The sequence below is a fragment of the Pontibacter sp. CAU 1760 genome, from assembly GCF_054482735.1.
On record NZ_JBTLRL010000019.1, the window covers coordinates 38,888 to 59,050 of the forward strand.

The 20,163-nt window shown below is 51.8% G+C and carries 19 protein-coding genes; 10 read left to right on the forward strand and 9 right to left on the reverse strand.

Features of this window, described 5'->3' with window-relative positions; all coding sequences use genetic code 11:
• Positions 1-53: 53 nt before the first annotated feature.
• Positions 54-1,166: an App1 family protein gene (locus ACXYMU_RS19465; RefSeq protein ID WP_458988093.1), complete on the reverse strand. Its 1,113-nt coding sequence runs from the start codon at positions 1,164-1,166 to the stop codon at positions 54-56.
• A 212-nt stretch (positions 1,167-1,378) separates the two neighbouring features.
• Here ACXYMU_RS19465 and sdaAA point away from each other — a divergent pair, with 212 nt between their 5' ends.
• The 6 genes from sdaAA to ACXYMU_RS19495 all read left to right on the forward strand — a co-directional run bounded on the left by sdaAA (position 1,379) and on the right by ACXYMU_RS19495 (position 6,871).
• On the forward strand, positions 1,379-2,284 hold the full coding sequence (gene sdaAA / locus ACXYMU_RS19470; protein WP_458988094.1) for an L-serine ammonia-lyase, iron-sulfur-dependent, subunit alpha: 906 nt from the start codon (positions 1,379-1,381) through the stop codon (positions 2,282-2,284).
• 317 nt (positions 2,285-2,601) lie between these two features.
• Entirely contained in the window at positions 2,602-3,336 is a 735-nt protein-coding gene (locus ACXYMU_RS19475; RefSeq protein ID WP_458988095.1) for a hypothetical protein, read from the forward strand.
• A gap of 145 nt (positions 3,337-3,481) precedes the next feature.
• Entirely contained in the window at positions 3,482-4,657 is a 1,176-nt protein-coding gene (locus ACXYMU_RS19480) for a DUF4407 domain-containing protein (RefSeq protein ID WP_458988096.1), read from the forward strand.
• A gap of 316 nt (positions 4,658-4,973) precedes the next feature.
• On the forward strand, positions 4,974-5,498 hold the full coding sequence (locus ACXYMU_RS19485; RefSeq protein ID WP_458988097.1) for an NADH-quinone oxidoreductase subunit A: 525 nt from the start codon (positions 4,974-4,976) through the stop codon (positions 5,496-5,498).
• A 178-nt stretch (positions 5,499-5,676) separates the two neighbouring features.
• Complete coding sequence (gene nuoB / locus ACXYMU_RS19490) at positions 5,677-6,231, forward strand: NADH-quinone oxidoreductase subunit NuoB (protein ID WP_458988098.1); 555 nt, start codon at positions 5,677-5,679, stop codon at positions 6,229-6,231.
• A 40-nt stretch (positions 6,232-6,271) separates the two neighbouring features.
• Entirely contained in the window at positions 6,272-6,871 is a 600-nt protein-coding gene (locus ACXYMU_RS19495; protein WP_458988099.1) for an NADH-quinone oxidoreductase subunit C, read from the forward strand.
• 227 nt (positions 6,872-7,098) lie between these two features.
• Here ACXYMU_RS19495 and ACXYMU_RS19500 read toward each other — a convergent pair whose 3' ends face one another.
• The 5 genes from ACXYMU_RS19500 to ACXYMU_RS19520 form a co-directional block, all read right to left on the reverse strand.
• Positions 7,099-7,353 (reverse strand): endonuclease domain-containing protein, encoded by a 255-nt coding sequence (locus tag ACXYMU_RS19500; protein WP_458988100.1) that lies wholly within the window; start codon positions 7,351-7,353, stop codon positions 7,099-7,101.
• 204 nt (positions 7,354-7,557) lie between these two features.
• Positions 7,558-8,355: a prohibitin family protein gene (locus ACXYMU_RS19505; protein WP_458988101.1), complete on the reverse strand. Its 798-nt coding sequence runs from the start codon at positions 8,353-8,355 to the stop codon at positions 7,558-7,560.
• The gene (locus tag ACXYMU_RS19510) at positions 8,356-8,544 is read right to left on the reverse strand and encodes a hypothetical protein (protein WP_458988102.1); all 189 of its coding nucleotides are present in this window, start codon (positions 8,542-8,544) and stop codon (positions 8,356-8,358) included. It abuts the gene before it with no gap.
• Between the two features lie 119 nt (positions 8,545-8,663).
• Entirely contained in the window at positions 8,664-9,146 is a 483-nt protein-coding gene (locus ACXYMU_RS19515; RefSeq protein ID WP_458988103.1) for a GyrI-like domain-containing protein, read from the reverse strand.
• Positions 9,147-9,276: 130 nt separating this feature from the next.
• On the reverse strand, positions 9,277-9,813 hold the full coding sequence (locus ACXYMU_RS19520) for a hypothetical protein (protein WP_458988104.1): 537 nt from the start codon (positions 9,811-9,813) through the stop codon (positions 9,277-9,279).
• 265 nt (positions 9,814-10,078) lie between these two features.
• On the opposite strand from ACXYMU_RS19520, the gene ACXYMU_RS19525 reads away from it, so the two are divergent.
• From ACXYMU_RS19525 to ACXYMU_RS19535, 3 genes are all read left to right on the forward strand, one after another.
• Positions 10,079-11,290 (forward strand): NADH-quinone oxidoreductase subunit D, encoded by a 1,212-nt coding sequence (locus ACXYMU_RS19525; RefSeq protein WP_458988105.1) that lies wholly within the window; start codon positions 10,079-10,081, stop codon positions 11,288-11,290.
• A 386-nt stretch (positions 11,291-11,676) separates the two neighbouring features.
• A complete protein-coding gene (locus ACXYMU_RS19530; RefSeq protein ID WP_458988106.1) occupies positions 11,677-12,537 on the forward strand; it encodes a phosphatase PAP2 family protein in 861 nt (286 codons plus the stop codon).
• Positions 12,538-12,692: 155 nt separating this feature from the next.
• On the forward strand, positions 12,693-15,113 hold the full coding sequence (locus tag ACXYMU_RS19535) for a DUF5686 and carboxypeptidase-like regulatory domain-containing protein (protein ID WP_458988107.1): 2,421 nt from the start codon (positions 12,693-12,695) through the stop codon (positions 15,111-15,113).
• A 97-nt stretch (positions 15,114-15,210) separates the two neighbouring features.
• Here the strand turns inward: ACXYMU_RS19535 and gmd are convergent, their stop codons facing one another.
• On the reverse strand, positions 15,211-16,323 hold the full coding sequence (gene gmd, locus ACXYMU_RS19540; RefSeq protein WP_458988108.1) for a GDP-mannose 4,6-dehydratase: 1,113 nt from the start codon (positions 16,321-16,323) through the stop codon (positions 15,211-15,213).
• 76 nt (positions 16,324-16,399) lie between these two features.
• Positions 16,400-17,341: a GDP-L-fucose synthase gene (gene fcl, locus ACXYMU_RS19545; RefSeq protein ID WP_458988109.1), complete on the reverse strand. Its 942-nt coding sequence runs from the start codon at positions 17,339-17,341 to the stop codon at positions 16,400-16,402.
• A gap of 409 nt (positions 17,342-17,750) precedes the next feature.
• Between fcl and ACXYMU_RS19550 the strand changes: the two genes are divergently transcribed.
• Positions 17,751-19,271, forward strand: coding sequence for an NAD(P)H-hydrate dehydratase (locus ACXYMU_RS19550; RefSeq protein ID WP_458988110.1), 1,521 nt, complete (start codon positions 17,751-17,753; stop codon positions 19,269-19,271).
• On the opposite strand, the gene ACXYMU_RS19555 is transcribed toward ACXYMU_RS19550, so the two are convergent.
• Complete coding sequence (locus tag ACXYMU_RS19555) at positions 19,258-20,121, reverse strand: UbiA prenyltransferase family protein (RefSeq protein ID WP_458988111.1); 864 nt, start codon at positions 20,119-20,121, stop codon at positions 19,258-19,260. The genes ACXYMU_RS19550 and ACXYMU_RS19555 overlap by 14 nt on opposite strands.
• Between the last annotated feature and the right edge of the window lie 42 nt (positions 20,122-20,163).

Consider the following 20,163-nt stretch of genomic DNA (forward strand, 5'->3'; position numbering starts at 1 on the left):
TTTTTATGCCCATAACCGCGGAAGTCCCTTTTTTGAAGGGGGGCTTTCTGGTATTACCCTTCCTCCTGCTCATCTGCTTCGCAGGCGCGCTTGACTTGTTCCAACTGGCTTTCGTTGATCCATCCCATCTCCAGAGCGTGTCTAGCTGCAGAAAAAGTTTCCTCAACCAGCTTCATCTCCACGCCTTTTTGTTGCAGCGCAACAGCTATCTTGTTTACCTCTTTGTCGCGCTTATTCGGTGTCACATCCCGGATATATACCCCGAGGATGCGGCCGGGATATTCCTGCACTATTTTCTGGTATGTTTCAGGGTCCTGTTGGCCGCTGTCGCCGATGCAGATGAACTGCAGGTCGGGGTAGGTGTCGAGGATGTGTCGGATCTTCTCCTGCTTATACTCCTCCTCGCTGGTCTCAAACTTGCCCCGGTCTAACTTGGTGCCTTTGTCGCGGAGCAGCAGCGGCCCTGCCGGGATGTCGTGTGCCTCAAAAAAGTTGATCAGCAAATCGTATAGATTCCACTCACTGCCCGACACGTAAAAGAGCGGGTTATGGCCTTCGCCATCGCTGCCTTTGCACAGCGCTCGCAGAAAACCCGCGATTCCCGGAAAGGGGCTGCGCTCCAGAGCGTTTTTCATCAGCATGATCCGCAGCTTGCCCAGGAAGTCTGAGATACGGGAAACCAGCACCGTGTCGTCGATATCGGAGATAATGCCGAACTCCGCATCTTTCCCCGGCGTGAAGATATACGCCTCGGCCTCCAGGTCATCGTGGGGTGTAATACGTTCCTGCAGCTGAAGCTTCACTTTTTGGCCGGCAACACTGTAGTTGATGGGCACATCGGACCTGAACTCCAAGTCAAAATACCCTTCCGCGTCGGTTATTACCTCTTGTTCATATCCCGCAAAAGAAGCTTTTACTTTGGCGCCCGGTATCTCATCGGATTCATAGCGCTTGTAGGTGTTTTTGATGTGTGATAGTGTGTTGTCATCTGCTTTAGGTGCTGGCACGTTTTCATCTTCCAGCACTCGCCCTTTCACAAACACATAGTGCGCGCTGCCGAACCCATAGTAGGGCATGATGTTGATCGCCTCGAGCAGATTCAAATTGTCCTTTATTTTGAATTTTGCCTGGGTAAGGCCATGCTCGACCTTACTTAAGGTTTTCAACAGTTTTTCTTTTATCTCTTGCGTTAAGTCTGCCATAAAAAATGCTTTCTCTTTTTGTACGGGCCGCAACGAAACGCGTGATAAAATATGGAATTGGAAGCGTGCGAACAATTCGGGTCCCAGCGCATGTTATGGGTATAGCTGCGCTTAAAAATTGTGGCTATATTGCCCCTATAGGCATGTTTGCCTAACGCTATAGAGAACTACCACTTATGTCATTATTATTCACTGATTTCAAGAGTTGGGAGGCGCATTGCGCTGAAACGGGCGAGCCGCTGTACCAACCTGTGCTGGAGTATGAAAAAGAGCAGAAAGGCCGCTCCGATGAGTTTATCTGGGAGAACCTGGCCCATGCCTATGATGTGATGAAGGACGCCGTGCAAACGGGCCTGACGGAGAACATGCAGTCGCGCTCGGGCATGGTGAACAACAGCGCCAAGAAAGTAGCCAAGTCGCCTATCACAGTTTTGTCGCCGGAGTTTCAGATGCTGATCTCGCGTGCCCTCGGCGCCAAAGAGGTCAACTCATGCATGGGCCGCGTGGTGGCCGCCCCTACGGCAGGCGCATCCGGTATACTACCCGGCACCCTCACCACGCTGCAGGAACTGCACGGTCTGGACGACAGAACCATACATGAAAGCTTGCTGGTCGCTGCAGGCATCGCCCTGATTATTGAGCAAAACGCTTCGTTGGCGGGTGCAGTCGGTGGCTGCCAGGCCGAGACGGGAAGTGCCGGTGCTATGGCTGCCGGTGCCATTGTGTATTGCCTGGGCGGCAACGTAGACCAGGTATTCACAGCGGTGGCCATTACCATCCAGTGCATGCTGGGCCTGGTATGCGACCCGGTCGCTGGCTTGGTGGAAGTCCCGTGTATTGTGCGTAACGCCAGTGCTGCCGCCATTGCCTTTTCATCTGCCCAGATGGCTATTGCCGGTGTAAATGCCGTGATTCCGGTAGACCAGTGCGTGGCTGCCCTCGGCGAGGTAGGCGAAAGCATGGAACGTAAGTACAAGGAAACCGCAGAAGGCGGCCTGGCCAATACCCCCAGAGCCCGCGAAATAGAGAAGCTGGTTTTGGTGCAGGATGTGGATATTTTGCCGGACGAAGACGAGGTATAAAATCTGATGACGAGAATATGCAAAAGGCAGGAAGCGGGTTCGTTTCCTGCCTTTTCTATTGCTGCTGTTTTTGGTCAGAACAGAGCCATTTCATATTAACCAAGTTGTCATTTCGACCACCGGGAGACATCTGCTTTTTCTATCACTAGTATTATCATTCAGATTTCTCCCGGTGGTCGAAATGACAGGATCAGCTAAAGTTTCTCAACTTTTTAAGCGCTGAAGCAACCTTTCTCCTGTTAACAGCATCTTTCTCAGTACCGCCCTACTCCAACGCCCGCACCCCGGTATAGCAGTAACCTTAACCGCATCTCACGATGAAACACACGCTACTTTTAGCCTCGCTGGCCGGTGCGCTGGCGCTCGCACAATGCACGGTTCCTCAGGTGGCCGTGGCCCCGCAACTGCAGCAAAGTGCAGAGGAACTCCCGGTCACAGGCCGTAAATTCCTCAAGCCAAACGGCAACTTCCAGATTGGGGAGTATACCGTGGCCAACGTACACCGCGGCTGGCGGAACATGGGCGGCTTCTCTATTTTTAGCTACCAAAACATCAAGGCTAAGCAGCAGTATGAATTTAGCCTGCAAGACGGAAAGGGGCGCGAGTGGTACGTATTCGGGGCCAGCAAGCTCAAAGAGAAATCGCTGAAGTCCAACACCGGCGTCACCATTACTGTCGGGCCGAACATGGAGTATTACGCCAGTCACTTTACCTCCCCCGAGAGCGGCCAGTGGCACCTGCTTACTGTAGACCCCGGCCAGTACCTCGAGCGAAGGAAGTTTAAGGGCGAACTGTCGAACCGCAACACGACCTATACCATTGCCCCGCTTTATAAACTGGAAGGGGCACGGTTACCGATGTCGGATGTGATTGGGTATGAGTTTAAGGACGGCGAGAAGGTGGTGGGCACGGTGCAGGTCATCAACAACGGCAAGGTATGGCTGAGCCCAAACCTGGCGCCGGATACGCGCATGGTGCTGGTGAGCGGCATGGCATCTTTGTTGCTATATGAAAAGCTGCATGAGGCGGTGGAGAGTTTTGAATTTAATTGAAATGAAAGCTGTTCAAATCTCAGAATTAGCAGCCTGATTTTTAGACAATTAAACCAAACACACTGTACAAGCCGTACACTTTTATACGTTTACTAATTGATAGCCCTTTGGCTGCTTTTCTCTTACCCCGCTGACCGTTTTATACATGAAAAGATTTTTTTGGTGGTGCGCTGGCGCCGATGATACCATCCTCGACAAATGCTCTAAGTCAGAGCACATCAAATACGCCGGTATCGGTGCGACCGTGCTCTTTACCGGCCTGCTCGCCAGTATTTCCGGCGGCTATGCACTCTATACTGTCTTCGACTCTGCCCTGATGGCCATTGGTTTCGGTCTGCTGTGGGGTGCTGTTATTTTCAACCTCGACCGTTTTATCGTGTCCACGCTCCGCAAGGAGGGCAAGATCTGGAAAGAGCTGCTGCAGGTTACCCCGCGTATTTTCCTGGCATTGGTACTGGCCGTGGTGATTTCGAAGCCGCTGGAGCTGAAGATATTCGACAAGGAGATACAGGCCGTGCTGAAGGAAAAGCAAGCCGAACTGGCGATTGCCCATAAGCAATTGGTGGGGAAGCAGTTTGTGGAGGTCGATTCGATAAAGGCGGATATCGCCGGTATACGGCAGGAGGTGGAGGCCAAAGCGCAGAAACGTAACCTGCTTTACGATGCACTGGCGGCTGAGGCCGATGGCACAGGCGGTACGGGCAAGATTGGTAAGGGGCCTATTTTTGAAGAGAAAAAGCGGCAGTATGACAAGGTGGATGAGGAACTGAAACTGTTGCAGGCCAACGCCAACGAGCGCATCCTGCAGCGCGAGAAGCGCATCAACGAGCTCATGCAAAACTACGACAAGACAGTGGCCGAGGGGCAGGAAAGCTTCTCCAGGTATGATGGCCTGATGGCGCGTATCAACGCACTGGATGAACTGCCGTGGCTGCCGGTGTTCTTCATCACGCTGCTGTTCATCTGCCTCGAAACAGCGCCTATCTTTACGAAATTAATTTCCAGCAAAGGCCCTTACGACGATATCCTGAAAGGAATTGAGCACGAGCGCACTACCCAGGAGATGCAGCGTGTGGCCGAGCGCCAGAAGCAATACGACACCCGCACCACGGTAGCCAACGCCAAGTTCGCGTCCCGCACCGATTACGAAGTAGACGCCAAACGGGAAGAAGAGCGCATCAAGTCCGATGCCCACTTGGAGGTAGTCCGCGAGTCGGCGGCCATCTGGAAAGAGCGCAAACTCAAAGACATCCACCGCAGCCCCGACACCGCCGCCGACATCCTGAACGACGGCGAAGAGAACGGGTATTATAAGTGGTAGCTTAAATTCAGTAGGTATCTATAAAGCGGGCCTGTGTCTCCAGCAGACACAGGCCCGCTTTTTTCTTCTTCGTAGGGGCAGATTGTGAACCAATGCTGTCAACTCAAGACGAAGCTATATCCAATCTGTCATCTCGACGAAAGGAGAGATCTGGAATTTTTTATGGTCATGTGATTTTTCAGATTCCTCGCAAAGGCTCGGAATGACAGCTTCGCCTTAAGTTTACAGCATTGGGTCGCGACCTGTCCCTACGAGAGCTGTATCCAGGCAAACAATCCCGGGTTTTTGTTGTAAATTCGCGTAAACAGCTGCAGCTATGGCAGAAACCTATACATCTGACTTCGGAACAATCCTGCTTTTCCTGATCGGCGGTGCCATCTTTGTGATGATGGGCCTGCTGACCAGTAAACTCATACGCCCCGACAGGCCCAACGCGGAGAAACTGACTACCTACGAGAGTGGCGAGGAGCCGATTGGCAATGCCTGGGTGCAATTTAACCCGCGCTTTTACGTGGTGGCGCTTATCTTCATCATTTTTGATGTCGAACTGGCTTTCCTCTTTCCGTGGGCAACCGTATTTGGCCGCCGCGACTTGATTGAGGCCACCGATGGCGCCTGGGGTTGGTTTGCCCTGATCGAAATGTTTATTTTCATCGGCATCCTGGTGCTGGGCCTCGCCTACGCCTGGGCCAAAGGCCACCTCGACTGGATCAAGCCACAGCCTATACTCCCCAAAAGCCGCTCTAAAATTCCGATGGACATGTACCAGCGCGTAAACGAACGGCAATACGGACCGGGGAAAACAACTGCAGGCAGTGCCTCAGAAATAGCAAGCTCATAGCTGTCATCTCGAACATTCTTGAGACGAGAGCTAAAGAGAACCAGCGCAGCTGTGAGAGATTTGAAACAACACATTTTCAGGCTTCAGATTTCTCGCCAAGGCTCGAAATGACAGGCAGTAATGAAGGTGAACCTGTTCATTCGTAATTTGAAATTCGTAATTCGTAATTAACTCACACATGGACGCAAAGACTGGAGAAGGCGGCATTGTTATCACCAAGCTGGACGACCTGCTGAACTGGGCGCGACTTACCTCGCTGTTCCCGATGGGATTCGGCCTGGCCTGTTGCGCCATCGAGATGATGGGTGCCTACGCCTCGGGCTACGACCTCGACCGCTTCGGTATCATACCTCGTGCCTCACCGCGCCAGTCGGATGTGATGATTGTGGCTGGTACCGTCACGTTTAAAATGGCCGACCGCGTACGCCGCCTTTACGAGCAGATGCCCGAGCCGCGCTATGTGATCTCGATGGGAAGCTGCTCCAACTGCGGCGGCCCTTACTGGGAGCACGGCTACCATGTGGTGAAGGGTGTGGACCGTATCATACCGGTGGATGTGTACGTGCCGGGCTGCCCTCCAAGGCCTGAAGCGCTGATTGGTGGCTTTTTGCAGCTGCAGGAGATCATCCGAAAAGAAACCATACGTGCCCCCCGTGCGGTGCAGCAAATCATGGCCAAACGTGCCGCCGAGCGAGGCCAGCCGTTGGCTAATGCTGAGACGCAACTATCCTAATTCAGTCAATCAAGATTCACTCATTCAAAATCATAAAGCGGTGTCGTTCGAGGAGCTAAAAGATTTTATAAGCAGTCAGTTTGGGGAAGAGGTGGTAGTAGAGACTAAAACCGATCCCCTGCAGTCCTACCTTGTGGTGCAGACAGAGCGCCTCGCGGAGGTATGCCTCACGCTGCACGACCACGAGCAAACCTACTTCGACTTCCTCTCCTGCCTTACCGGCATCGACAATGGACCGGAGGCAGGCACGCTGGTAGTGGCCTATAACCTCTACTCTATCCCTTACGACCACCACCTAATGCTGAAAGTGCAAGTGCCGCGCAACAACACGCCGGAGCAGCCCATTCCGCACGTGCCCACCGTCAGCCACATCTGGCGCACCGCAGACTGGCACGAGCGCGAGGCCTTTGACATGGTGGGCATTTACTTTACAGACCACCCCGACATGCGCCGCATCCTCTGCGCCGCCGACTGGGAGGGCCACCCCCTCCGCAAAGACTACGAACTGCAGGACTATTACCACGGCATTAAAGTACCTTTCGATCAGCACAACGAGCTAAACGGCTTCAAAGGCGAGCCACACCTCATTATCAAAAAGGAAAACGAGCAGTTCCCGGATATGCGCGAGAAGCCGGAGTAAAGCGTATTCTCACAAGCCCGGTTCCAACCACCCCCTGCCCCCTCAGAGCTACGCTCGTTAGTTTCGAACTCGCGTTCTCACTAATCCAAGGAGGGAAGTTATTTTTGCTATTTTGGCGGTAAGTGAGGTATAGCTACTAGGGTTTAATTTTTGAAATGGTTGATAATTTCCTCGAGGACTGTATCTAGGTGCTGGAACACCTCTTTGTTTTCGAAGCGGAGGACTTTTTACCTAATTGTCTCAAGGTTCCATCTCGCTCCATATCCATTTGTTCTGCTACTACATACGTCAAGTTCGATGGCCATCTTTTCAGAGGAGCAATAGAAATCAAGTATAAAGTTGCCAATGCTATGCTGTCGCCTGAATTTGCGGCCTGCCAACTGGCTTCCTTGCAGATGTTTCCATAACTCCGCCTCAGCAGGTGTAAGATTATGCCTTAGTTCACGCCGATTCTCTTTCAAGTACTTCCTGTTGTGTAGCATCCTTTTCAGCCTATTGCACTAGAAGCCAGCTACAAGCAAGAAAGTTTCAGCTTGTGAGTAAAACTCCCCTCCTTAGATTAGTGAGAACGCGAGTTCGAAACTAACGAGCGTAGCTCTGAGGGGGCAGGGGGTGGTTGGACCCAGCAAACAAAAAGAGGCCACCATCATCTGGCAGCCTCTCTCCTTTCAAATTCTATACTAGTCCTACTTGTCCACATTCTTAAAAAACACTGGCGAGTTACCGTATAGCGGCGTGCGTCCATCCCACTTCTCAATAAACTGCTGCTGGATGAGCATGGGCGTGAGGGTGCGCTGGCGAAGGTCATTGGCTTTTGCTTCGGCTTCGGCTTCCACAATCTTCTTTCGGGCCTGTGCTTCGGCTACTTTCAGCTCGTTCTCTACCTGCATGGCCTGCTGCACAGCCTTGTTCTTTAGGTTTACGGCCTGCACAATCACTTCAGGGTACTGCAAACCGCTGGTCATCTGCTCCAGTTCAAAGCCCTCTTTCCGCAAGGCATTATCCAACGCTATCTGCACCTTGTCCTCAAAGCTTTGCCGGTTCGAGATAATGCTGTCGGTGCTGTACTGGTTAAACTGAATCCGGAATGCGTCGCGGGTATAGTTGTAGAGCGTCGTTTCAGTGATCTGGTCGATGTCTTTGCGGTACTTGCCAAAAATGCGCGGACTCTCGCCGGGAATCACCCGAAACGAAATGGTAGGGTCTACAGTGAAAACAGAACCGTCTTTGGCGTTTACCGTGAACTCGGTGTAATCTATCGTCTGCACGAAGGTCGGGAACTGAAATACCTCTTCGGTGAAGGGGTTATACCACACGCGGCCGGTTACCAAGCTTACGTCCTGCACGCCTTTGTCGGTGCCGTAGAGTTTTACCAGTACGCCCTCGTGGCCTGCATCAATGCGGGTGCAGGACTGCGACATGATAATGATCAGCGTAAGGATGAGGATGAAGGAGAGGCTCCCTGTCAGGATCTGTTTGTTCATTTAGGCGTTTAGTTTAGAATAAGCGTATCGAATCACAAAGTAATTAGCCACCACCAGCACCAACAATAGCCCCAGGCCGGTCGCCACGGCTACATCAGAGGGCTGCCGCACCAGCGAGGCAATTTCCGTAAAGGTCAGAATGTCGATCAGGAGCAGCAGGGCAACCAGGAGGATGTATGGAAGTTTCATGAGAAGCAGCATATAACTTTTACACCTAAATATAGGCAAATCCTTATGTAAAAGCTATACAAACCTTTCCCCTCCTTTCAGACGGATAGTTCGTTCAGGTTGCTGGTTGAAGTGGAATGCTACTTTAGGGGAATCCAAACGTCTTCTTCCGCATCCGGGTCGTCTGGCCCTGGGTAGTCTTCGCTCATGATCTCGAAATGCGGACGCCCGTCCAAGCTATACCCGGATTGTGGCAGCCATTCGTCGAAAATATATTCTGCTGTTTCCGGAAAAGCTGCTGCTGGCCCCTTGTGCCTGAACACGGCATATAGCCCGCCCGGCAGCGTAAACGCCTCCATACCCTCCGGTATAGCAGTGGTATCAGCAACTTCCACCGCTGCCCATTTATCAAACTGCGTCAGCGGCGTGAACTGGCTGATGTCTATTCCCTCGCCAAAGTCCTGCACCGAGTATAGCTCTGAACTCACAATATTCTTGATCTCGCTCCGCCGGGGCATAAACTGCCGCCACAGCGCACGCGCAGAATCGTCGGCCAGCGACGTGATGACCCGTATACCGATCAGCTTCTTTTCTTCTATGGTAAGGATTTGAGGTTCTTGCATGAGGAGGATGTTGGTATGGGGATTGTTGTTCATGTGCTGGCGCGAGCTTGTAGCTCGTGCTATATTTCAATTCGTATAGAGAGTACGAGCTACAAGCTCGCACTAGCGGAGGCTATGCTTTTGTGCTTTGTTATATGCTTGCTATTTCTTCTGTAACAGGCATCCTTAAGATTCTATTTATCTTTGGCTGGATTGTCCAAATTCCAATTGGGAAGAAGAACAATCCTAACAAAAGAGCTGTGTATTCAGTGGACTTACCATATAGCCTTTTCTCAATTGTATGGATAGAATAAGCTGTAAAATGTATTGAGTAAGCATATGAGTAGAGAATATAAAAAGTAAAGGGAATATATACCCACATCTTCCATCCATATATGGCATAATTATCCTGTTCCGAAGAAATATGGTAACCGTCTGTGAACAAGTGTATTGCAGCTATGTATAAAAAAGAAATAACGAGATTAATCTGAAGAAGGGTTAAATTCAGATTGACACCTTTGGGCAATCTTTTATGTAATTCTTCATTTATTTTCAATAACCATGCAATGAATAAAAAGCCATAGATTACAAAAATATATTCACCTGTTTCATTATCAGGAATAAAGGCAGGAACAATTATTAAATAGATAAATACTTGCCAATGCTTGAGTTTTATAAACTTGTCCATTCAAATATTCTTAAAACCTTCATTTTTATAATAGCATGTAACTTGTTGCTGAACGAAATAAGCATAAAGCTATTTGCCACAATCGGCAGACAGCCGTAACTGGACTAACGAATATACTATATATCTTAAGGCATATAACGCATCCTGCTAAAACTTTCCTACACCACGCATACATCCCGCTCTTTGCCCCTGTTCACCTTAGAAACTCTCAGCCATTTTCGCGAACTTTGCTAGCAGTCGTGTTTCCTAACCGAAATCTAAATACTTGAGCCAGTCAACTATATATAAAGATTACCTGCTGCAGTCGGAGCCAAACAAGTTCAGCCTCGACAGTCTGCAGGCGGGCGAGATGATCGTGAACATGGGCCCGCAGCACCCGAGCACGCACGGCGTGTTGCGCCTCGAAGTGGTGACGGATGGAGAGATTATCACGGATGTGGCCCCGCACGTGGGTTACCTGCACCGCTGTTTCGAGAAGCACGCCGAGCACATGGCCTACAACCAGACCATTCCCTACGTGGACCGCATGGACTACCTGGCTGCTATGAACTCGGAGCACGTCTGGTGTATGGGCGTGGAGAAAATGCTAGGCATCACCGACCAGATTCCAAAGCGGGTTGAGTATATCCGGGTGCTGGTAGCCGAACTGAACCGCATCGCCTCGCACTTTGTGGCCATCGGCACGTATGGCATCGACATCGGGGCTTTCACGCCTTTCCTGTGGATGCTGCGCGACCGCGAGCACATTCAGCGGTTGCTCGAGTGGACCTCGGGTGCCCGCATGCTCTACAATTATATATGGGTGGGCGGTTTATACTATGACCTGCCCATCGGATTTGAGCAGCGCTGCCAGGAGTTTATCGACTACCTGAAACCGAAGCTCGACGAGATAGACACCGTGCTGTTGGAGAACAAGATCTTCATCGACCGCACCGCCAACGTGGGCGTTTTGCCCCTGGACGTGGCCATTAACTACGGCTGCTCCGGCCCCATGCTGCGCGGCTCCGGCCTGAAGTATGACCTGCGCCGCGTGGATGGCTACAGCGTATATCCCGAACTGGAGTTTGACGTACCCACTGGCACCGGCATTGTAGGCACCGTGGGCGATTGCTGGGACCGCAACTATGTGCGTGCGCTGGAATGCCGCGAGTCTGTAAAGATCATACAGCAGTGCCTCGACCAACTACAGGGCGACCACAAACGCACCCCCGACTTCGACCCCCAAGCTGCCTGCCCGAAGAAACTCCGCATGACGGGCAGCAAAGAGCTCTATTTCCGGGCCGAGACACCGCGCGGCGAACTGGGCTTCTTCTTCCGCACCACCGAACGCAGCGACGTGCCTTTCCGTTGTAAGGGCCGCTCTCCGTGCTTCTCCAACCTGTCGGTGCTGCACGAGATCGCCAAAGGCTGCATGGTCGCCGACCTCATCGCCATCGTCGGCTCCGTGGACATCGTGCTAGGCGAACTGGACCGATAAATCGGCTCCTACTGTCATTTCGACCACCGGGAGAAATCTGAGTTTAATGTAGCAGATTTCTCCCGGTGGTCGAAATGACAGTGTATAAATCCCGCTGTGTGGAAATTTCCCTCCTCGGAGAGGCAGGGGTGGGTTTATTCTCTATTTTTTTAGACACAAGTTTTCAAACTTGTGTCTAAAAATCATGTCGCGTTGGTAACTCGACTGGGCCAGAGGCCCACTTATACCTTACGCTCGCGAGACTCGAGCGAAGGCACACTTTGCAAGTTAGGCTCCTCTCCCATAGCCCGCAAAATGCTATAAGTACCCAAGCGCGTGTATAACCTGTAGCAACTGCGTGCGTTATTCTTACAGAAAATAGCTTTCACTCTGTTTTGATATAACCTATGCGTTTAAATAGATTCCTGACGGTGCACCTGCTTTGGCTAAATCTCTTGGCCATGCCATTTATAGCCGAGGCCCAGGTACAGCCCAAGCCCCAAAAACCGGTAGCCTCCGATACCACCAAGGTCAAATCCGCTGACAAGGATATTTTTATCCCGCCAGACAGTGTGCTTCCGGGCCAGAAAAAACCCTTCACAGCGTCTCAACGCTTGGAGGGCGATAATAGCCGTTTTTTTAAACGGGCTGTGCTTCCGGCGGCTGTATTGATCGGAGCAGGAATTTATACCATTGGCGGAGACGGTATCATTAACAGCAGCGACATCTTTGACTACCGCGCAAAGGTTTTCCCTGACTTTGCCACGAACGCCGATGACTTTGCCATGCTCGCGCCGCTGGTGGGCTTGTATGGCTTTAACCTGATCTCGTCGCAGAACCGCCACGAGCTGAGCCGGCAGACTTTGCTACTGGTTTCCGCAGGCGCACTTACCTCGGCCCTTGTATGGCCAACGAAAAAACTGACAAACATCGAAAGGCCCAATGGAAAGCCGCACGCTTTCCCCTCGGGCCATACCGCCTATGCCTTTACCATCGCCACCTTCATGGACAAAGAATTCCGGCACAAAAGCCCTTGGGTGAGCGTGGTGAGCTATGGCATTGCGGGTGGTACGGGTGTGCTGCGGGTGCTCAACAACGCCCATTGGATGTCGGATGTGTTGGCAGGTGCCGGAGTGGGGATTCTTTCTGTGAATACGGTTTACTGGATACATGCGAAGCTAACGGAAGGCGGCGGCCTGAACACAGCCGTAGTACCCGTGGTGTTACCGGACGGCAGTCTGGGGATGGGCTTTAACATGCAATTTTAGGCATAATTGCTGATCCGGCCTCTCTCGCCGAAAAGGCAGGTATACAGAAATGCGGACTTCGCGCTGTTTGTTTGCATTATGATTACCAACTGTCAGAACATCAGGAAGCCTGTGCTGTTGCAGCAGTAAAAATCACGATTGCTTATCTTTGTAAGATGCCCCTACGACCTCGCTTTATTCTGCTGCTCCTTATTTTTGCTGTCTCTACCCTACATACCACTGCGCAAGTGCGGGAGTTGCGCGGGGTAGTGCGCGACGCTCAGACGCGGGAGGCCCTTCCATTTGTTAGCATTACGGCCAATAACGGCGAGACAGGCACTACTACTAATCTGGACGGTGCGTACAAACTACGCCATACCCGCCCAATCAACAGTCTCCGGTTTAGCTATGTGGGGTATGCTCCGCAGCAAATCGCGGTCGATTCGGTCAGCACGCATACCGTCTACTTGCGGCCTTCAGCAGCCCAACTGCAGGAAGTGGTGGTTTTTGGCACAGGCGAGAATCCGGCGCACCGCATCATCCGACTAGCTAACCAGCACCGTGACCAAAACCGCCTGGAGAACCTGGAGGCCTATACCTACCGCACTTACAATAAGTTTATCCTCACGGCCACCGACCCCAACGAGCAGGACATGCGCGATACCCTGCAACTGCAGCCGCAGGACTCTTCTTACCTGCGGATGCGCCAGTTACTGAGCAAGCAGCATTTATTCCTGCTAGAGAGCATAACGGACTATGCCTTTCTGCAACCCAACCTCACCAAAGAAACCATACTGGCCACGCGCGTATCAGGCTTGCAGCAGCCCAGTTTCGGCATTGTGGCCGCCGAGGCCCGCGACTTTTCGGTGTACGACGACATGCCGCTGTTCTTTGGCAAACGCTACCTCAGCCCCATCAGCACGGGCAGCACCCGCAAGTATGATTTTGTGCTGCAGGAAACCAACGTGCTGGGTCAGGATACGGTCTATGTCATCTCGTTTAAGCCGATGGAAGGCAAGAACTTTGACGGATTGGAAGGCCTGCTATACATTAACAGCGATGGCTGGGCAGTGCAGAACGTGCTTGCCTCGTCCGCTGCCGACGACAAACGCGGGGTGCAGTTGCAGCAGCAGTACCAGCAGGTAAACGGCCGATGGTTTCCCTCAGAGTCGGATGTGGAGATCACGGTGCCGCAGATCGAGTGGAAAGGCCACCAGCCTTACGGGCACCTGCGCACTTACATTACCAATGTCAACCTAAGCCCCAGCCTCCGGAAATCGGATTTTGGGGTAGTGGCCTTGCAGCAAAAAGCAGATGCCCACCTGCAGCCCGACAGCTATTTCCAGCGATTCCGCCCCGACTCGCTCACTGCCTTTGAGCAGCGCACTTACCAGCAACTCGACAGCGTGGGTAAAGCGCAAAAGATGGACCGCACCATTCGCCTTGTGGAGTACCTCACAGCCAAACAGGTTCCGCTTGGCCCCATCAGCCTCGACCTGAACCGCCTGCTGCGCCTGAGCACTTTTGAAAGCGTGCGCCTGGGTGTGGGGGCTCATACCAATAATTTGCTTTCCGAGCGATTTAAAATAGGCGGGTATTGGGGGTATGGCTTTAAAGACGAAGCCGCAAAGTATGGCGCTGATGCTGCGTTCATCTTCCATCAACCATCTGAATTGACTCTGCAGGCCACTTTTTTCGAGGATATACTGGAACCCGGTGGCAGGCGCCTCCCTTTTCAGCAGCGCAGCCCACTTGGCAATGTGCATGTGGCTTTATTACCTGAGATGGATTATACCACCCATTACAGTATGGGGTTATCGGGCAGGCTACTGCGTTACGGGCAGGTCCGGGCGATGCTGCAGAAAGAAGAACGTCGCCCTACCCTTCGCTTATCCGGTACTGAAGCTACTCAGCCTGTCTATCACCTGACGGAGGCTGTGGTCGGATTCAGGTATGCCTATGGCGAGAAGTTCATGCAGCAATTCAACCAACTTATGCCCATGCCCAATGAATACCCGGTGCTGTGGCTGCAGTATACTCGCGGCATCGATGGGCTATTGGAAGGGGAGTATGGATACAACAAGTATGATGCACGTGCGGAAGCCTCTGTTCGCCACCGCACCTTCGGCGAAAGCAGCGTTATCGTGATGGGCGGCATGGTTCAAGGCAACGCTCCCTTGGTCAGTCTTTACAATGGCTACGGCAGCTTCAATCCCGATTATTATGTGTATGCCGGGGATGGCTTCGAAACGATGGCACCTTATGAGTTCTTCTCCGACCGCTATGCGGCGCTGTTCTTCTCCCAAAATTTTGGGAAGCGCTTGTTCCGCACCGGCTTCTTCAAACCCGATGTGGTAGTAATTACCAATGTGGGATGGGGAGACTTAAACCGATCGCAGCAAGACGAACTTCCACGAGACGCTAATTTTCAATCCATGCAGAAGGGATTTTTTGAATCCGGGCTGCTGCTGAACAACATCCTTAACTCACCTTTTAGCGGCATAGGCGTTGGAGCCATTTACCGCTATGGCCCTTATGCCCTGGATAATGTAAAAGACAACCTGAAAATCAAGCTCACGCTTTCGCTGGCGTTTTAGGTAATCAATCAATACCCTATAAGCATATATATAAAAAAGCCCCTGCTTCTGAACTGAAGCAGGGGCTTTTAAAGCTGGTAATTAACTAGTTGCTATATTACTCGTGGTAGTTCAGGATGCGGTGTCCGCCTTCTGCCAGGTAAGTGTCGCGCTTGAAGAGCTCCACATCGGCCTGCATCATATCCTGTACCAACGCCTTCAGGTCGTACTCCGGTACCCAGCCCAGTTTTTCTTTTGACTTGGTCGCATCACCGATCAACAGGTCAACTTCCGTCGGACGGAAATAACGTGGGTCTACGCTTACTACTTCGCTACCAATCTCCAGTTGATACTCTGGGTTATTGCAAGCTTTCACATAGCCTTTCTCATCAACGCCTTCGCCCTTGAACTCTAGCTCAACGCCAACCTCACCGAAGGCCATCGATACGAAGTCACGTACAGTGGTCGTTACGCCTGTCGCAATTACGAAGTCCTCTGGCGTATCCTGCTGAAGGATTCTCCACATGGCTTCTACGTAATCCTTCGCATGGCCCCAGTCACGCTTAGAGTCCAGGTTACCCAGGTATAACTTGTCCTGCAGGCCCATCGCGATACGCGCGGCGGCTCTGGTGATTTTACGCGTTACGAACGTCTCACCTCTCAGCGGCGACTCGTGATTGAAAAGGATACCGTTGCAGGCAAACATGCCGTATGCCTCGCGGTAGTTCACTGTGATCCAGTAACCGTAAAGCTTAGCGACCGCATAAGGAGAACGTGGGTAGAAAGGAGTGGTTTCTGACTGTGGAACAGCCTGCACCAAACCGTATAGTTCGGAAGTAGATGCCTGGTATACGCGTGTTTTCTCTACAAGACCCAGGATGCGGATTGCCTCCAGGATACGGAGCGTACCGATACCATCGGCATTCGCGGTGTACTCCGGGGTATCGAAGCTCACTTTCACGTGGCTCATGGCCGCCAGGTTATAAATCTCGTCTGGCTGCGTTTCCTGGATGATACGGATCAGGTTAGTAGAATCCGTCAGGTCACCGTAGTGCATTTTGAAGTTTACGTTCTTCTCGTGCGGGTCCTGGTAAAGGTGGTCAACACGCTCGGTGTTGAATAATGAGCTGCGGCGCTTCAGGCCGTGTACCATGTATCCTTTTTTTAACAGGAGCTCGGCCAAATAGGCGCCGTCCTGCCCCGTTACACCTGTGATAAGGGCTACTTTCATATCTTTTGAATTACGAATTATGAATTACAAATTGATGGCTCCGGATATTGGAGCAGTTTTATATAAATCTCTTGAATTATCTTTCAGCTACAGCCTCCTGCGAAAGGAAATCAGCATAAGCCAAAGTTATACCTTCCTTTAGCGCTGTAGTATGGCGCCAGCCCAGGCCATGCAGTTTGCTCACGTCCATTAGCTTGCGCGGGGTGCCGTCAGGCTTGCTTGTATCGAACGCCAGGCTCCCCTCATAGCCCACCACTTCTTTTACCAGTTCAGCCAGTTCTTTTATCGAAAGGTCCTCGCCTGTTCCCACATTCACCAGTTCTCTTCCGGAATAGGTTTCCATCAGGAACAAACATGCCGCCGCCAGGTCATCGGCAAACAAGAACTCACGCTTAGGGCTGCCTGTTCCCCAGATTGTCACCGAAGCCGCCTTGCTTTCCTTCGCCTCGTGAAAGCGGCGGATGAGGGCTGGCAACACGTGCGAGTTCTGCGGATGGTAATTATCGTTGTAACCGTAGAGGTTAGTTGGCATCACACTGATAAAGTCAGCGCCGTGCTGGTCGCGGTAAGCTTCGCAAAGTTTTATACCGGCAATCTTGGCAATGGCATAAGGCTCATTCGTCGGCTCCAGTTCTCCTGTCAGCAGGTACTCTTCCTTCAGCGGTTGCGGTGCCATTTTGGGATAGATGCAAGAAGACCCCAGGAACATCAACTTCTTTACGTTTGTCTCGTGGGCAGCCTGTATGATGTTAGCCTCAATCATGAGGTTGTCATACAGGAAATCTGCACGATACGTATTGTTCGCTACAATGCCGCCTACTTTTGCCGCCGCCAGAAACACATACTCCGGCTTTTCCGCTGCAAAGAAATCACGCACTGCGCTTTGTTCACGCAAGTCCAGCTCTGCCGAGCGACGCGTTATAATATTGTTATATCCCGCTGATTCAAGCGCCCGCACAATGGCAGACCCCACCATGCCACGGTGACCCGCTACATATATCTTGGCTTCTTTTTGCATTTTTTGTTTATAGATTTTTAATCTGTTTGAGAGATTAACAAGGCATTTTACTTCAATACGCGAATATAGTTACATATAACTAAACGTATTTATGTAAAATAGTTAAACGAAACCATAGAATGTCTCTATGTAATTGTTGCTATCATGGTCCATCAACCTTGCCTCTCTCTTCTCGTTGTTCATTTAAAATTTGACCGGTACTCAGGTAGGTAAGCGCAGATGGCTTGGCCAAAGGCGCTGTTCGAATAGATAACTTACTTGCTTAATGTATAATCGCCTTATAAATAAGTATAGTCGATGGAAGCTGTACAAATGGTAACAAAGACATCAAAACCAATATAACTTGCTCAGTTCAACAAACTTCCAAAACCCAAAGATAGTATACGGGAGCTAATAAGTCACCAACTATATGAAGATTCTTACAGCCGCACAGACGCGCGAAGCGGATGCCTATACTTTACAGGAAGAGCAAATACCGTCTATAGAGCTTATGGAACGGGCTGCAAAAGCCTTTACGGGATGGTTTGAGAATAAGTTTATACCCACGGAAGAGGTATTTATTTTCTGTGGCCCTGGCAACAATGGGGGCGATGGTTTAGCTATTGCACGCTTGCTTCATCAACGGAAATATTGTGTACAGGTGTTTTTGGTGGGCAACCTGGCCAAAGCCTCCTCTGACTTCTCCACTAACCTCGGCCGAATGCCAAAGGAGGTAACTGTGAAGCAGATTGAGCAGGAACAGGACATTCTGGAACTACCGCTTTGTGCCTGTGTGATAGATGCCCTGTTCGGCACGGGCCTAACCCGCCCCCTGACCGGCCTATACGAAGAACTGGTGGAGCAGCTCAACAACAGCGGTGCCTGCATCACCTCGGTTGATATTCCCTCCGGCCTCTATACTGATACCCAGAACCCGGATGGCAGCTTGATCGTGAATGCAGAGTATACCATCAGCTTCCAGCTGCCTAAGCTAGCCTTTTTCCTGCCCCAGCACGAGGAATACGTTGGAGAGTGGCATGTGGTGCCGATCGGCCTGAGCGAGCGCTTTATGCAAGAGGCCTCTACGGACAAATGCTATACCACCCTGCAGGACGTTCGGCATCTATTAAAACCTCGGAAAAAATTCTCGCACAAGGGCATATACGGGCACGCGCTTTTGCTTGGAGGGGGGTATGGGAAAATGGGGGCCGCTGTGCTGGCTGCCAGAGCCTGCCTGCGGAGTGGTGTGGGGCTGCTTACAATACAGGCTCCCTCAGCGGGGTATACGGTGCTGCAAACCGCTGTGCCAGAGGCTATGACTTTATCTGATCCTAACCGGAAGCACCTGACGGAGTTACCTGAGGAGATCGAAAAGTTCTCAGTCATTGGCGTGGGTCCCGGTATCGGCACAGCCCACCCAACAAAATCAATGATAGGCCAACTGTTGGCTACGGCAACCCGCCCGCTGGTGATCGATGCCGATGCCATCAATGTTATTGCCAGCAGTAACCGGCTGAAAGAACAGATCCCCCCGAATAAGGTGATCTTTACGCCCCACCCGAAGGAATTCGAGCGGCTCGTCGGCAAAACGGCCAACGACTATGAGCGATTGGAAAGGCTCCAGGAGTTTTGCAAGGCCTACCAGTGCTTCATCACCTTAAAGGGAAGCCACACCGCTGTCGGGACGCCAGACGGTAACGTATATTTTAACACAACCGGCAACGCCGGGATGGCAACAGGCGGCACAGGCGACGTACTGACTGGGGTGATTACGGCTTTGGTAGCGCAGCACTATAGCCTAGAGGAAGCTTGTCTGTTGGGGGTATACGTGCACGGGCTGGCAGGCGACCTGGCGCTTCATACCGTAGGAGCCATCAGCATGACGGCCACGGACCTGATTGAGCACTTGCCTAAGGCCTTCATGTGCCTGCAACAGCCTATACTACCTTAAACGCCAGGTACACCAGCCCCGCGTGCAGCAGCATCGCGCCATCGGCTAGCACAGCATAGTATATGCGGGGCTTGCGTTCTGAGGACATCGCAACAACTACAGCCGCCCCCACGGCACTTCCCAATAGCGCCCACAACACCGCTCCCTGTTCTACCTGGAGCAACAGCAGGGCATAGAGCAACAATAGTCCCAGCGAAAGCAGCTTGGTATACCCCACGCCTATCAGCCCCGGAAAAGTAAGTGTGTTGGTCGTTCGGTCGTAGCTATAGTCCCGGACATCAAACAAGAGCGCCAAGGCCAGTATGAACAGGAACCTGCGCAAAAAAAACCACAAAGCTGTAGGCTCCCAAAGCTGCATCCCTGCATCCAGCAGCGGGAAAAGTGCCGTAACGGCTGCCCATACATAAGCAATTAAAAAGACTTTTAGCAAAGGCACACTGCGCAGCGGCTTAATTCTACGATTCCTGAATTTTACCGGAACGGTATACCCCACCGAGATCAGGGCAAGGTGCAGCAACAGCCAGAAGTTTATTGCCAGCCCTTCCATTACGTATAATGCCACCGCTGCCGCGAGGCTTGCCATCCCGAGTATGGCCAGTAGCTTCTTATGCCGTTGGCTCCAGGCATCACTGTGCCTGTGTCTTGTCTGCCCCGGGTGCCGTATCATGCTCTGCACACTGCTCAAGTTATAGATAAACAGCGTGGCCAAAAAGGCGAATGCAGCCATCGGCAGTGATACCGGTACCCCTGCCAGCAAATAGGTTTCCACGGTCAGGCTAAAGGCGCAGCACGAGATAAACGCACTGCTGTAAAGCAGCCAGTTGGCCACCTTTCCGGTGAATGTGTGCATGACTGCCTCGTTTGTTTGTTTCTTCACGCCAGTGCCTTTGTG

Excerpts from the sequence above, each read along its gene's own strand:
- ACXYMU_RS19555 (WP_458988111.1), bottom strand. The coding sequence starts at position 20,121 with ATGCACACATTCACCGGAAAGGTGGCCAACTGGCTGCTTTACAGCAGT.
- ACXYMU_RS19520 (WP_458988104.1), bottom strand. The coding sequence starts at position 9,813 with ATGGACAAGTTTATAAAACTCAAGCATTGGCAAGTATTTATCTATTTA.
- fcl (WP_458988109.1), bottom strand. The coding sequence starts at position 17,341 with ATGCAAAAAGAAGCCAAGATATATGTAGCGGGTCACCGTGGCATGGTG.
- ACXYMU_RS19515 (WP_458988103.1), bottom strand. The coding sequence starts at position 9,146 with ATGCAAGAACCTCAAATCCTTACCATAGAAGAAAAGAAGCTGATCGGT.
- ACXYMU_RS19535 (WP_458988107.1), top strand. The coding sequence starts at position 12,693 with ATGCCCCTACGACCTCGCTTTATTCTGCTGCTCCTTATTTTTGCTGTC.
- gmd (WP_458988108.1), bottom strand. The coding sequence starts at position 16,323 with ATGAAAGTAGCCCTTATCACAGGTGTAACGGGGCAGGACGGCGCCTAT.
- ACXYMU_RS19510 (WP_458988102.1), bottom strand. The coding sequence starts at position 8,544 with ATGAAACTTCCATACATCCTCCTGGTTGCCCTGCTGCTCCTGATCGAC.
- ACXYMU_RS19480 (WP_458988096.1), top strand. The coding sequence starts at position 3,482 with ATGAAAAGATTTTTTTGGTGGTGCGCTGGCGCCGATGATACCATCCTC.
- ACXYMU_RS19530 (WP_458988106.1), top strand. The coding sequence starts at position 11,677 with ATGCGTTTAAATAGATTCCTGACGGTGCACCTGCTTTGGCTAAATCTC.
- sdaAA (WP_458988094.1), top strand. The coding sequence starts at position 1,379 with ATGTCATTATTATTCACTGATTTCAAGAGTTGGGAGGCGCATTGCGCT.
- ACXYMU_RS19550 (WP_458988110.1), top strand. The coding sequence starts at position 17,751 with ATGAAGATTCTTACAGCCGCACAGACGCGCGAAGCGGATGCCTATACT.
- ACXYMU_RS19500 (WP_458988100.1), bottom strand. The coding sequence starts at position 7,353 with ATGCTACACAACAGGAAGTACTTGAAAGAGAATCGGCGTGAACTAAGG.
- nuoB (WP_458988098.1), top strand. The coding sequence starts at position 5,677 with ATGGACGCAAAGACTGGAGAAGGCGGCATTGTTATCACCAAGCTGGAC.
- ACXYMU_RS19505 (WP_458988101.1), bottom strand. The coding sequence starts at position 8,355 with ATGAACAAACAGATCCTGACAGGGAGCCTCTCCTTCATCCTCATCCTT.
- ACXYMU_RS19485 (WP_458988097.1), top strand. The coding sequence starts at position 4,974 with ATGGCAGAAACCTATACATCTGACTTCGGAACAATCCTGCTTTTCCTG.
- ACXYMU_RS19475 (WP_458988095.1), top strand. The coding sequence starts at position 2,602 with ATGAAACACACGCTACTTTTAGCCTCGCTGGCCGGTGCGCTGGCGCTC.